Genomic DNA, 13,911 nt, shown 5'->3' on the forward strand with positions numbered 1-13,911 from the left:
TTCGGTCTTCCCGGCACCTCTATATCATTAGGGTAATTCTACCCAAATGACCAGTATTATGAAAAGACGCTTACTTTTATTCTTATGTTATCTCTTTGGTAAATATATTTTATGATACGAGCGGCTTCTGTTTGGAACTTAAAAAGCTAGTTATAGCAAGGACCTAGAGTCACTTGTATCCCCGACTGAGGCATTCGGGGACGACAAAATGGACTTGGTTCTTTAGGTTCTCACGACCGTTTGACTATTGTTTGACAACGTTTGACTATCGTTTGACCGCCCTTACGATTGCTTCACCATCGCTTCACGCGACAGATTTTGTCGCAGTTTCACGCGGCTTACCCTTGCCGCACTTCACAATTTTAATATTTGGGAAACTCACCCAAATATTAAAATTAATGCAGCGGTGTAACCGCAAAACAAACTGATCAGAACTGCGCCTGACAGCATATCCTTCGCGTGCCTGACATCCTCCCTGTAGATGGGGCCCAGGAGCATATCGATCATCGTCTCGCAGGATGTATTGATAAGTTCGATCACTATCGGAAAGAGGCCTGCCAGAAATACGGCCAGAACAGTTTTGACATCTTTGCCCTTCCAAAGTGCCAGAACCACCAGAAACGCCAGAGCGCCGAACTCGCGTCTGACGGCTTTCTCAGACTTGAATGCCGACCATATGCCGTTAAGAGAGTACCCGGTCTTGCTTATCAGATTTCCGTTCTTCCATTGTTTCATGCTTTATCACCATACATCACGAAAATAAAAATCAGTATTAAACATTAACATTTTGAGCAACTTATGGTATATATATTTACTTTAGGCTCAGGAGTAATTATATATCAGGAGGAGGATATTATGTTCTCAGATATCGAAATAGCACAGCAGGCGAAACTCAGACCGATCCATGAAATAGCCGAAAAAGCGGGTATCCCAGATGAATATGTGATCCCGTACGGAAGCGACAAGGCAAAGATCTCCCTGGATTTCTTCAATACACTAAAGGATAAAAAAGACGGGAAGCTTATCCTTGTAACGGCAACTACGCCCACCGCGGCAGGAGAGGGTAAGACCACCGTTACGATTGGCCTCACCCAGGGGCTCGTGAAGCACGGCAAAAAAGCCATGACATGCCTCAGAGAGCCTTCGCTCGGCCCATGCTTCGGAGTAAAGGGCGGAGCAGCCGGCGGCGGTTACTCACAGGTCCTTCCGATGGAATCGATCAATCTACACTTCACCGGTGACATACATGCGATAGGAACAGCACATAACCTCCTCTCCGCTATGATCGACAATCACCTTCAGCAGGGCAACCAGCTCAACATAGACCCGCGCAGGATAGTGTGGCGCAGGGCCATGGACATGAATGACCGTGCCCTCCGCAACATAGTTATAGGGCTTGGCGGGACTGCACACGGCGTTCCGCGTGAAACGGGTTTTGACATTACTGTGGCATCGGAAGTCATGGCTATCTTCTGCCTCGCGGACAGCCTTGAGGACCTTAAGGCACGCCTCGGCAAAATAGTCGTAGCATACACGTATGACAGCAAGCCCGTAACGGCGCATGACATAAAGGCAGAGGGGGCTATGACGGCGCTTCTCCGAGATGCCATCAACCCCAACCTTGTTCAGACGATCGAAGGCGTCCCGGCTTTCGTACACGGCGGCCCCTTCGCTAACATCGCCCACGGGACAAATACTGTCACAGCAACGAGGATGGCCCTAAAACTTTCCGATTACGTCGTAACGGAAGCCGGATTTGCCTCAGACCTCGGAGCTGAGAAGTTCATGGACATCGTCTCCCGCTATGCGGGCTTCAACCCCCATGCAGTAGTGATAGTCACAACTGTCCGCGCGCTCAAGCTTCACGGCGGAGCGGCGAAGGATCAGCTTAAGTCGGAGAACATCGAGGCCCTTAAAAAAGGCATCCCGAACCTGGAAGCTCATATCAAAAATATGAAGCAGTTCGGGGTTCCGGTAGTCGTAGCGCTCAACCGTTTTGTAGATGACACAGACGAGGAACTCAGGCTTGTCCAAGAAGCTGCTCTTAACCTTGGAGCAAGGATCTCCCTTGCCGAAGTATGGGCAAAGGGCGGAGATGGTGCCCTTGACCTCGCTGGCCAAGTGCTTCACATGATCGACAATGAGAAAAACGAATATCGCCCTCTCTACGGACTTGATATGCCGCTTAAAGAGAAGATCCGTACCATAGCAACGAAGGTCTACGGGGCGGATGACGCGGTATATGAGGACAAGGCATCAAAGACTCTCAAGGAACTTGAGGATATGGGATACGGCAACCTCCCCGTCTGTATGGCGAAGACCCAGATGTCACTCTCAGATGACGCAGCGGTAAAAGGCAGACCGACGAACTTCAAGATAACTGTACGTGAGGTCCGCCTCTCTGCCGGGGCGGGATTCATAGTAGCCATCTGCGGAGCGATGATGACAATGCCCGGACTTCCCAAAACCCCGGCAGCCGAAAAGATCGACGTAGACAACCAGGGCCGCATAACAGGCCTCTTCTAAATCAAGCATAGATTTTTCTGACAAAAGACAGCGCATCGCAATAGATGCGCTGTCTTTTGTCATCTCTGAATGCCGTTTCATCAACAAATCCAAAAGTCTTGACACCTGTCTTGTCAGGTGTTATCTTTCGTGCCGGTGATCTTATCAAGTTGAGGGGAAAAAATGACAAAAGTTAGACAAAGGATCAAGGAACTCAAAAAAGAGAAGGACGTTGCGATACTTGCGCATTATTATGTGCCGGACGAAGTGCAGGATATTGCCGACCATGTCGGTGATTCTTACTATCTGAGCACTGTAGCTTCACAGCTTAGGCAAAAAGTGATACTTTTCTGCGGTGTTTCGTTCATGGCGGAAAGCGTAAAGATACTGAACCCGGGAAAAACTGTCCTGATGCCTGATCTGACCGCAGATTGTCCGATGGCGCACATGGCCTCGACGGAGGAGATCAAAAGAATACGAGGCAGGTATGGAGATCTTTCCGTAGTCTGTTACATAAACTCGACCGCAGAAATAAAAGCCTGTTCTGACGTATGCGTCACTTCTTCTAATGCACTGAAGGTCATCAGGTCAATACCTGAGAAAAACATCCTCTTCATACCCGACAAGAATCTTGGAAGATATATATCAAAACAGGTGTCCGAGAAAAACTTTATTTTCAATGATGGTTTTTGTTACGTGCACGACGGGATCAAAGCAGAAGATATTATGGACCTCAAAAGGCTCCATCCTCATGCCAAGGTCGTCGCCCACCCGGAATGCAGGGAGGAGGCGGCAGTCCTTTCAGATTACGTCGGAAGCACTTCCGGCATCATTGATTACATTGGAAAAAACCCATCTGAAGAAATTATTGTCTGTACAGAGAGCGGGATATTCTATGAACTTCAAAAGAGGAGACCGGGAATAAAGCTGTATACCCCCTCAAAGTGCACATTATGCGGTGATATGAAGAAGAACACTCCTGAAAAAGTCCTCAGAGCTCTTGAGGAGCCGTGTCATGAGATCCATGTCGATGAGGCTCTTGCGGTTAAAGCCCTTCGTCCTCTAAAAAATATGCTCAGATATGCAAAAGGCGGACAGACAAAATGAAAAAATTTGATGTTGTCATCGTCGGAACGGGAGTTTCGGGGCTTTTCACTGCGCTCAACCTTAATAGGGACAAAAATATCGCCATACTGACCAAATCAACCCTTGATGAGACAGACTCATTCCTGGCGCAGGGCGGCATATGCGTTCAGGCCGATGATGATGATTTCGAAAGTTTCATGGAGGACACGCTCCGGGCCGGACACTATGAAAACAACAGGGAAGCTGTTGCGGTCATGATAAGGCAATCCAAAGAAGTGATAGGGGACCTGATCCGTCTGGGGGTCAAATTTGACCGCGATGGGGACAGCTTTTCATATACAAGGGAGGCTGCCCATTCCAGGCCCAGGATACTCCACTGCAAAGACAGGACCGGCAGTGAGATAAACGGCAGACTGCTTAAAAAAGTCCTTGAAATGGAAAATGTGACAATAATGGAAAAGACAACTGTCACAGACATATTGACCGATGGAAACCGCTGCTGCGGAGTGATAGTCAGGGGACCCGATGGAAATTATGAAAATTTCTGCTCTCATGTGACGGTCTTTGCAACCGGAGGAATAGGGGGACTCTTTGAACGGTCCACAAATTTTTCTCATCTTACCGGAGATGCGCTTGCCATTGCGATAAAACACGGGATAAAGATCAAAGACATAAATTATATACAGGTACATCCCACATCACTCTACACAGAGGAGCAGGGGAGGGCATTTCTTATCTCGGAGGCAGTCAGGGGAGAAGGCGCTGTTCTCATAGACAGAGAGGGCAACAGATTTACCGATGAGCTTCAGCCACGCGACGTGGTAACGAAAAAAATATACGAACAGATGGAAAAGGACAAAATGCCCTACGTGCGCCTCTGTTTGAAGGGGCATGTAAGGGCCGACATAGCCAATAGGTTCCCCACGATCTATGAGTACTGCCTAAAACACGGCTATGACATAACCAGCGAGCCCATACCCATTGTCCCGGCGCAGCACTACTTTATGGGCGGCATAGAGACGGACCTGAACGGGAGGACATCTATGGACTCCCTCTACGCAGCGGGAGAGACAGCCTGCAACGGAGTTCACGGCAAAAACCGCCTTGCGAGCAACTCACTGCTGGAGAGTCTGGTATTCAGCAAAAGGGCTGCGCAGGACATAAATAATAACTGGCAGATAAGGGAGCATCCCAATTTTCCCGAACCGCCTCAAATATCCTGCGAAGAGCAGATCCTCAAAGATAAAAATATGGTAATCAGCGAGATCAGAAGGGGAGAGAAGGATGCAGAACAACATTGACTGCCTCATACTGTCGGCACTTCGCGAAGACATATCGCATGAGGACATCACTACAAACGCCGTAATAAAAGAGTACACAAAAGGCAGGGTAAAGCTGATCTGTAAGCAGGATGGCGTGATAGCGGGCCTCCATGTCTTTGAGCGCGTATTCAAGCTTCTGGATGACGGAATAAAGATCAGCCTTCATTTCAAAGACGGAGATACAGTGAAAAACGGTGATATCGCAGCTGAGGTCGAGGGTGACATACGGACGATACTTTCCTGCGAAAGGACTGCCCTGAACTTTATTCAGAGGATGAGCGGGATAGCCACCCATACGAGAAAGATAGCTGATATGCTTGAGGGCAGCGGGATCAGGCTGCTTGACACCAGAAAAACAACTCCAAACAACAGGATATTCGAAAAATATGCGGTAAGGGTGGGAGGAGGGAATAATCACAGGTTCAACCTCTCTGACGGAATAATGCTGAAGGACAACCACATTGCGGCAGCCGGAGGAGTCAGGCAGGCCATCGCCCTCGCAAGGAAGTATGCCCCCTTTGTCCATAAGATAGAGGTTGAAACCGAAGATCTCGGAATGGTCAGGGATGCGCTTGAGGCAAAAGCGGATATAATTATGCTGGACAACATGAGTGTAGCGGATATGAAAAAAGCAGTAAAAATGATAAACGGCAGGGCACTCACCGAGTGTTCCGGAAACGTCACGGCCGAAAAGATAGCCGCGATAAAAGAAGCAGGGGTTGACTACATCTCCTGTGGAGTTCTTACCTACAATTCTTCTATACTTGACATGTCGTTAAAAAACCTGGAAAGGACAGACTGACCGGATGAACGGAGAAAAGAGAAGGGAAAGGATACTTGAGCAGCTTAAGGAGAACAGGATGCCGCTCTCCGGGGTCCGCCTTGCCGAAATGCACGGCGTGAGCCGGCAGGTCATTGTTCAGGATATTGCACTGCTCAGGGCTCAAAAGCACGATATCCTTTCCACAAGTTCCGGCTACATGCTTCAGAGTCCTGTAAGGCCCCAAAGGTTTTTTTATGTAGTCCACGATGATGAGAGCATACTCGACGAACTTTTCACGATAGTTGACCTGGGCGGACGTATAGTGGACGTCAGGGTAGAGCATCAGGCGTACGGCAGCTTTGCCGCGGACTTAAACGTCAAGTCGAGAAAAGACGCCGAAAAACTGATGGAAAGCATCTCAGCAGGCAGAAGCCGCCCTCTGAAAAATCTGACCCAGAACCGCCACTCCCACCTGGTAGAAGCTGAGACCGAAGAGGACCTGGACATCATAGAAAGTGAGCTGTGCAGAAAAGGATACCTCTGCAATTGAGGAATCTCGCGGCGCTGACTTAGCAACACTGAAGGCGAGGTCCTCCGCCGGAGAATTTGCAAGGAATGCACTCGCGGTGAATTCGCGAGGATCATCGCTGGTGAATTTACTGAATGGATCATTCAGCGGTGAATTGGCCCCTAAATCATCAATATGGAATCTCCGCGGCCTTTAGCCGCAAATTCACCGCGAGACGAAGCGAGCAAATTCTCCGCAGCCTAGAGGCTGCAAATTCTCCTCGGCATGATTCGCGCCGCAATTCCCCGCGGCATCCTCATGCCGCTATTCCTCCCCTTGTCTCATACTTGCATCACATTTATAATGTACAGGTTGTACAATATGGCGATAATTCTGCCTATGCCGGACGACATGGCGGACCGAGCTTATAGGAGGTAACATCAATGGCAAACGACTATAAAGATACATTATTTCTCCCGCAGACAGATTTCCCCATGCGGGCAAACCTCTCTCAGAGGGAACCGGAATATCTGAAATTTTGGTATGACATTGACCTTTACGAGGAACTGAAAAAAAAGAACAAGGACAAACCCTCATTCATTCTGCATGACGGGCCTCCATATGCAAATGCCAGCATACACATCGGAACGGCCACCAACAAGATCCTTAAGGACTTCATAGTAAAGTACAAGTGGCTGCGCGGATACTTTGCCCCTTATGTCCCCGGATACGATACACACGGTCTTCCTATCGAACTCAAGGTCCTTAAGGAAATGGGGATAGACCGTGATAACATCAGCCCGGTAGAGCTCCGCGAAAGATGCACCGAATATGCCAAAAAGTATGCCGGAGTACAGACGGAGCAGTTCAAGCGCCTGGGAGTCATCGGCGACTGGGACCATCCATACATGACCCTGGTCCCGGCCTACGAGGCGACCCAGCTTGAAGGCTTCGCTGACATGGTCGACAAAGGCCTCGTCTACAAGGGCCGCAAGGCGATCCACTGGTGCATAGATTGCGAAACGGCCCTGGCTGCGGCAGAGATCGAATATTCGGACGAAGTGTCACCATCTATATTCGTAGCATACACATACAAAGATGCGGCAAAGGTCTTCCCGCAGCTTGAGGGCAGGGACGTCGACATAATCATCTGGACGACCACCCCCTGGACCCTTCCCGCTTCTATGGCAGTTTCTGTACATCCCCGTTTCGATTACGGTTTCTACGAAGTCGGTGACAAGGTCTACCTGATCGCCCAGGGACTGAAGGACAAGGTCATAAAGGCTACCGGACTTGATCTTAAAGAGCCGATGATCTCATGCAAGGGCGCCGAACTTGAACTATCAAAGGCCATACACCCCTTCTACGACAAGGAAGTTGTCGTGGTACTTGCTGAATACGTTGACCTCGAAACTGGAACAGGCTGTGTACATACTGCCCCGGGACATGGAAACGATGACTATGAGACCGGCGTCCGCTACGGCATAGAGGTCTACAACCCGGTCGATGACACGGGCCACTATTACCCCGATACACCTCTTTTTGCCGGCATGTCTCTCCCCGATGCAGAGAAAATGATATTTGAAATGCTTACCGAGTCAGGGAAACTCCTTGGCAAAGAGAAGCTTTCACATTCCTACCCGCACTGCTGGCGCTGCAAAAAGCCCGTAATATTCCGGGCGACGGAGCAGTGGTTCGTTGCAGTCTCTGACTTCAGGGAGGAGGCCCTCAAATCCATAGATGAAGTAAGATGGATCCCCGACTGGGGCAAGGAACGCATAACAAACATGGTCAGGGACCGCTCAGACTGGTGCATCAGCCGCCAGAGGACATGGGGAGTCCCGATACCGGCCTTCTACTGCAAAGACTGCGGAGAGGTAATCCTGACCGGAGACCGCGTCCGCAGGGTGGCCGACAAGGTAAGGGAACTGGGCAGCAACTGCTGGTGGAGCCTCAGCCCCGAAGAGCTTATAGGAGACCTGGCAGTGTGCCCGAAATGCGGCAGCAGCCACCTCCGCAAGGACGAGGACATCATGGACGTCTGGTTCGATTCCGGTTCAAGTCACTCGGCAGTCCTGGACAACTGGGAAGACCTCCGCTGGCCCGCTGACATGTACCTTGAGGGAAGCGACCAGCACCGCGGCTGGTTCCAGACCTCCCTGCTGAACAGCGTTGCGACTCGCGGGACGGCTCCATACAAGATAGTGCTTACTCATGGATTCATCATGGCGGGAGACGGGCGCAAGATGTCCAAGTCCCTCGGAAATGCGATGACCCCGGAGAACATAATAGACAAGAACGGCGCTGACATACTACGCCTCTGGGTAGCCTCTTCCGATTACCGCGGTGACGTGCGCATATCGCAGGAGATATTCGAGAACCTTATAGAGTCATACAGGCGCATTAGGAACACAGCACGCTTCCTCCTGGCAAACCTCAAGGGATTCGACCCCGAAAAGGACAGCATGCCCAATGATAAGCTCTCGCAGATAGACCAGTACATACTGATCAAGCTTGAGAAGCTCCGTTCAAGGTGCACCAACGGATTTGACGAGTATGAGTTCCATCAGCCGATGACGCTCATACACCAGTTCTGCGACAACGAGCTCAGTTCATTCTACATCGACGTGAGCAAGGACAAACTCTACGCAGACGGCGAGCATGACGACAGCCGCCGCTCGATCCGCACCGTAATGTGGAAGGTCCTGAGGACCATCACGCAGATGATGTCCCCGGTACTCTCCTACACGGCGGAAGAGATATGGCAGAAAATGCGCGAGATGGATCCGTCCCTGCCCAAGAGCGTATTCCTAACTGACTGGCCGGAACCGCTCGGAGAAGGACTCGATACCTCTGTTGAGGCTTTATGGGACAGCATCATGAATGCCAGACAGGGAGTGCTCCGCGGACTCGAAGCAGCAAGAAGCAAGGGGGTCATCGGTCACCCGCTCGACGCTCATGTGCAGATCAAGCTCAGCGATTACTACAAAGGTCTCGCGGGCAAGGTCAGCGACGAAACATGGGAGATGGTGCTCATCGTTTCCTCCTGCGAAGTCGTTGACGAGGTGAATGGCGCGGAAGTAATTTACGAGGACGAAACGACAGGGCTCATAATTGGCGTTGACAAGTCAAAAGATGAAAAGTGCCCGCGCTGCTGGAAGAGAAGGCCTGAAGTTGCAGAAAAAGGCCTCTGCAGCCGCTGCAAAGATGTCATCGGAGACTAAAAGAGAAGAAATAAATATAAAAGCGGGGGAGAGGGAAGCCTCTTCCCTCTTTTTCTATGATGGTGAAGGTCCTCAGGAGAGTAACGCTGTAACTGAAACATTCAGCGTATCAGAGGAGATGTCAGGCCACAGACTGGATTTTGTCATCTCAAGGCAGCTTGGGCTCAGCAGGGGTTTTTCGCAGAAGCTCATAAAGGAGGGAAGGGCATCGCTCCTGCCCGAAAGGCGGATCAAACCCTCAATAAAAGTCGAGGCCGGAGACGCGATATCGGTCTCGGTCCCTCCCGAAGAGACCCTGGATCTCGAACCCGAGGATGTCCCCTTTGAAGAGGTTTATTCAGACGCCGACATAATAGTGATAAACAAGCCAGCGGGCCTGGTCGTCCACCCCGCCCCCGGTCACTGGACCGGAACTCTCGTCCACGGCCTCCTCTACAGATACCCCGACATTGGCTGCCTCAACGGAGTAAAGCGGCCGGGCATAGTCCACAGGCTTGATGCGACTACTTCCGGCCTTATGGTGATAGCAAGGAACGGCCTAGCACAGGAAGGTCTCTTCAGGGACTTCAAGGCCAGAAGTGTTGAAAAGGAATACCTTGCACTATGCTGGGGAACGCCTCCCTCGCCAAAAGGCGAGATCCGCTATCCCATAGGCCGGGATCCGTACAACAAACTGAAAATGGCCGTAACCGAAGACGGCAGGGATGCATGGACGGACTATGAGACCATCTGGAGCAGAAAGGGATACACCCTCATAAAATGCCGCCTTCACACAGGCCGTACCCACCAGATAAGGGTCCACCTGGCAGCGATAAAATGCCCCCTCGCAGGCGACTGGACTTACGCCCCATCAAGACCGTCGCCCTTTGAAGAGGATAGGGTCTTTCTACATTCATGGAAGCTCAGCTTTGAACATCCCCGAACTAAACAGAAGATGGCCTTCCGCGCGCCGCTGGCGGCCGAACTGTCTGCAGTGCTGGCAGACATCCTAGGCAGGTAAATTGGGATGTTTTTAAAACATTGCTAAGCGAGGGATGGCTGAGCATTCGCTAAGCGGTTGCTCAGCGGTCGTAATTGCCAATCGCTCGCCTACGGCTTGCCCATGCTTGCCTATCCTCGTCCCAGTTTCACCCCTGCAGCCTTGATTATGCTATATTAATACCCTGATAAATTTGTAAGTGTGAAGGGGGTCCTACCCATCTCTTTCGGGCCTGAACTTGTCTGGATCTGGAGCAGGGATCTGAAAAAACATATCGGGAAAAGAGTCCGGAAACTTGAGGGCGGGGACAGCTGGGTGGCTGTCTCTGTTTCGGGAAACGCGGTGCTGTTGCTTTCATGGGGCGCGCAGAACTGCGGAATAGCAGTTATCTCAGATAAAGAAAAAAAGGACCTAATTGCAAGCGCCAAGCAGGCTCCGCCGATAGTAAACGCACTTAAAAGCAACATTTCCGGAGCTGAGCTTACTGATGTCTGCCAACTGAACAGAGACAGGATCATCAGACTTACATTTACAAAGACGATCGGCGCAGGATTTTCCAATACAAGGCATCTGACACTCGAGATGATGGAACGTTACAGCAACCTGATCTTTACTGATGAAAACAACACAGTTCTTGAAACTGCAAAGCATATACATCCGGCAGATAACAGGTTCCGCTCTGTCCTGCCCGGACATCCTTACTCAATGCCGCCGGAGTTTAATGGCATTACGCTGGAGGACTGGCTGCAACATCCGTCTTCTGAAACGTTAAGATCTGTCGCCGGTTTTGGGAAAAAGCTTCTGGAAAGGCTCTCAGGGATGGAAGCCGAAAGGACAGCCCGATGCCTGAATGGTTTTTACAAAAATGAAACCGACACATCTCCCTACGCTCCGCAGATGATAAAAATTTATCTCACTGCACTGCCTGAGTTATTGGAAGGGGCATCGCCTCTGCCTGATACTACAGTCACTGATACAGGACATCTGGCCGTTCTGAGTCCGATCGCCGATGTTTCCATTAACAGAAGGCGAAAAGCCGTGACCGATCAGATCCAACGCGAAACAGTGAGACGAGAAAGGCAGACAGAAGACATTGAAAAGCTTCTTCACGAAGAGGATGCTGAAAAGTATAAAAAATATGGTGATGCCCTTGTTGCGAATTCATGGCAGATAACTTCAGGAGCCGAGGAGGCCTGTGTTACCTATTGGGACAGTGAGGGCAATGAGATCCGGGAGACAGTTCCCCTCGATCCAAGGCTCTCCGCCGCAAAAAACGCCGCATGCTATTATGCGAAGTATAAAAAAATAATCTCTGCCCGGGAGCGGGCAGTAAAGATATTGGCTAAGGTAAAAGAGGAGCTTGATGACCTTAGGGAACAGTTTGCCATAGCCATGTCCATGGATGATCCGGAATCCCTTGCCCTTGTCGAAGGGGAGCTTGGGATAAAAATAACTAAAGGTCCCAAGAACGGCAGGAAAAAAGCTGCCGTTCCACTTCCTCCGCACAAGAGATTTGATCTCGGATACGCACTGGTCTTTGCCGGACTTTCTTCCAGGGGAAACAGATACGTAACATTCAAGCTGGCCGTCTCTGACGACATTTGGTTCCACGCCCAGGGAGTACCGGGAGCCCATGTCATATTAAGATTCACATCAACTCCTGCAGAAGAAGAAAAAGACGAGGCCATTAAATTCTGTGCCTCCATTGCCGCCAAATACAGCAGGAACGGCAATAGCCCCGGCCAAAGAGTAGATTATACCCTCAGAAAATTCGTAAGCCCGATCAAGGGTGGAGAGGCCAATGTGACGTATAGGAATTTTAAGAGCATAGCTGCCGGTAATTGGGATTTATAGCAGCGCTAACTTAGCAAAGCTTGCGGAGCCTTCCTTCGACGTATGCCCTATACGCCTTCGGAAGGCTCCGCTGCGCGTTGCGTCGTTATCACTTGCTCTAAATCCCAATTACGATATTGATGACTATCGTAAAACCTGAATGATTGCGGCGATGACTTAACAACATGCGATACTCCATCACCTCAACGTATTGACATACGCGTTCGAAGCATCACAAGTTACGTCGTCATCACTCACGATTTGCCCCAATTGTGGTTTTGGAGAGGTTATCGCTAAAACCGAAAAAATACTTTGGTGAAGTGCGGCATGGAGATGCCGCAGAAAATTTGCAGCCTCGCGGCTGTAATGAATTGGCGAAAAGAGTCATTGCTCTTCCGAGATCCTTCTGCATTCGATGTAAAATTTCTTTTCATCCGCATGTCCTATCGAGAAGGTCTTTCTGGGCAGTACTCCGCCGGCAGCTATGCCGGGGAAAAGGCTTGATTTGTCTATCGATTTCAGCAGGATACCTGTCGCTTTTTTCTTCTTTACCAGATCCTTCACATGTTTGTCGCCGTGAATGTAGTCGAGTTTTTCGGGGTCGTTTTTAGTAAGTTCATCAAGAAATCGCTGGATGACATCGACGGGAAGCCTTCCGTCAAGGCCGCCGATAGAAAGTGCTGCCTTTTCCCCGGTGGGACCGACAAATGTGACGTCGTCGCCCACCTCAGCGGTCAGGCCATTTTCCTTAACGTATTTATGAAAGGCTTCAAGCACCTTCGTGTAGTCATGATCTCCGACTACTCGGTGGATAGGTTCGAAGTTTAGTGCATCGTCATGTAGGTTAATGACCTCGACCAGGGAGAACCTGGCTGGATGGGATCCCTTTTTGTTTTCGCTCAGATCAGCTTTGATATTCTCCCAGCATGTCTTTGCCGTTGCAAGAGAGTGGTTGCCGTCACCGGCAGCGAGGAAGAAACTGCTGCTTTCGGCCTGCATTTGGGATATAAGCATCATATGTGACTTTGCCCTTTCTCCTTCTATCGCATAACCCTTTACGTTGCCGCCGCCAAGCATCAGGTCAAAGTCGTACAGTCTTCTCAGGTCAGCTTTTTGAGCCGCCAGAGGCTCGATAAGCCTTTTACAGGGATCGTCGATGAGGAGCAAGACGTGGGGACATTCAAGTACAGCGTTCTCCCTTATCCTGACTCTCGGAGGGATCCTGGAGAGTACCGTTCCCTCCGTAGCTCTGATAAGTTTATTTGAGCCGGGGTGAAAATCATACTCCTCAAGGTCTATCACTCCGATAAGCCCGGTCCTTGTCCCGTGTTCCACCTCGCGTTCAACGAGGATAAAGCCGTTGGATACCGCTTGGTTCACTATTCCGTTTTTTAAATACTCTTTCATTGATGCGCATATATTCTCGATCCTGCCGTTCTCTTTTCCGAGGCAGACCTCGGGGAATACGATGTTAAGGGCAGATGCTGATGTACCGACGACCTCCCTGACCTTTTCCCAGTATTCAGGCTGGCTAGTGTACTGGTCACATGCGATAACAGCCCACTTCTTCATCTCTATTTTTTCATTCGGCAGCAATATGTCAGCAGGCATAAAACAAGGTTTCATATGAATTTCCCCTTTGCAGTGCTGTTAATTTAGCACAGTGTAATTTATGGAGTTTAGGTGAGTAT

The 13,911-nt window shown here is 50.1% G+C and carries 10 protein-coding genes; 8 read left to right on the plus strand and 2 right to left on the minus strand.

Annotation, left to right across the window (positions count from 1 at the left end; genetic code table 11):
* Window positions 1-378: 378 nt before the first annotated feature.
* Window positions 379-735, minus strand: coding sequence for a diacylglycerol kinase (locus OLM33_07310; GenBank protein ID MCW1713470.1), 357 nt, complete (start codon window positions 733-735; stop codon window positions 379-381).
* Between the two features lie 120 nt (window positions 736-855).
* On the opposite strand from OLM33_07310, the gene OLM33_07315 reads away from it, so the two are divergent.
* From OLM33_07315 to OLM33_07350, 8 genes are all read left to right on the plus strand, one after another.
* Complete coding sequence (locus OLM33_07315) at window positions 856-2,526, plus strand: formate--tetrahydrofolate ligase (protein MCW1713471.1); 1,671 nt, start codon at window positions 856-858, stop codon at window positions 2,524-2,526.
* Window positions 2,527-2,688: 162 nt separating this feature from the next.
* Window positions 2,689-3,612, plus strand: a complete 924-nt coding sequence (gene nadA, locus OLM33_07320) for a quinolinate synthase NadA (protein MCW1713472.1) — start codon at window positions 2,689-2,691, stop codon at window positions 3,610-3,612.
* The gene (locus OLM33_07325) at window positions 3,609-4,892 is read left to right on the plus strand and encodes an L-aspartate oxidase (protein ID MCW1713473.1); all 1,284 of its coding nucleotides are present in this window, start codon (window positions 3,609-3,611) and stop codon (window positions 4,890-4,892) included. Before nadA ends, OLM33_07325 begins: the two co-directional genes overlap by 4 nt.
* Window positions 4,876-5,715, plus strand: a complete 840-nt coding sequence (gene nadC / locus OLM33_07330; protein ID MCW1713474.1) for a carboxylating nicotinate-nucleotide diphosphorylase — start codon at window positions 4,876-4,878, stop codon at window positions 5,713-5,715. The genes OLM33_07325 and nadC overlap by 17 nt, the downstream gene beginning before the upstream one ends.
* A 4-nt stretch (window positions 5,716-5,719) precedes the next feature.
* Window positions 5,720-6,226 (plus strand): transcription repressor NadR, encoded by a 507-nt coding sequence (locus tag OLM33_07335; GenBank protein MCW1713475.1) that lies wholly within the window; start codon window positions 5,720-5,722, stop codon window positions 6,224-6,226.
* Between the two features lie 401 nt (window positions 6,227-6,627).
* Window positions 6,628-9,408: an isoleucine--tRNA ligase gene (ileS, locus tag OLM33_07340; GenBank protein ID MCW1713476.1), complete on the plus strand. Its 2,781-nt coding sequence runs from the start codon at window positions 6,628-6,630 to the stop codon at window positions 9,406-9,408.
* A complete protein-coding gene (locus tag OLM33_07345) occupies window positions 9,392-10,408 on the plus strand; it encodes an RluA family pseudouridine synthase (GenBank protein ID MCW1713477.1) in 1,017 nt (338 codons plus the stop codon). Before ileS ends, OLM33_07345 begins: the two co-directional genes overlap by 17 nt.
* A 180-nt stretch (window positions 10,409-10,588) precedes the next feature.
* Window positions 10,589-12,241, plus strand: coding sequence for an NFACT family protein (locus tag OLM33_07350; GenBank protein ID MCW1713478.1), 1,653 nt, complete (start codon window positions 10,589-10,591; stop codon window positions 12,239-12,241).
* Window positions 12,242-12,604: 363 nt separating this feature from the next.
* On the opposite strand, the gene OLM33_07355 is transcribed toward OLM33_07350, so the two are convergent.
* Window positions 12,605-13,846, minus strand: coding sequence for a DUF1015 domain-containing protein (locus OLM33_07355; protein ID MCW1713479.1), 1,242 nt, complete (start codon window positions 13,844-13,846; stop codon window positions 12,605-12,607).
* Window positions 13,847-13,911 lie beyond the last annotated feature (65 nt).

The organism is Synergistaceae bacterium DZ-S4 (assembly GCA_025943965.1).
GTDB lineage: Bacteria > Synergistota > Synergistia > Synergistales > Synergistaceae > Caenicola > Caenicola nitritireducens.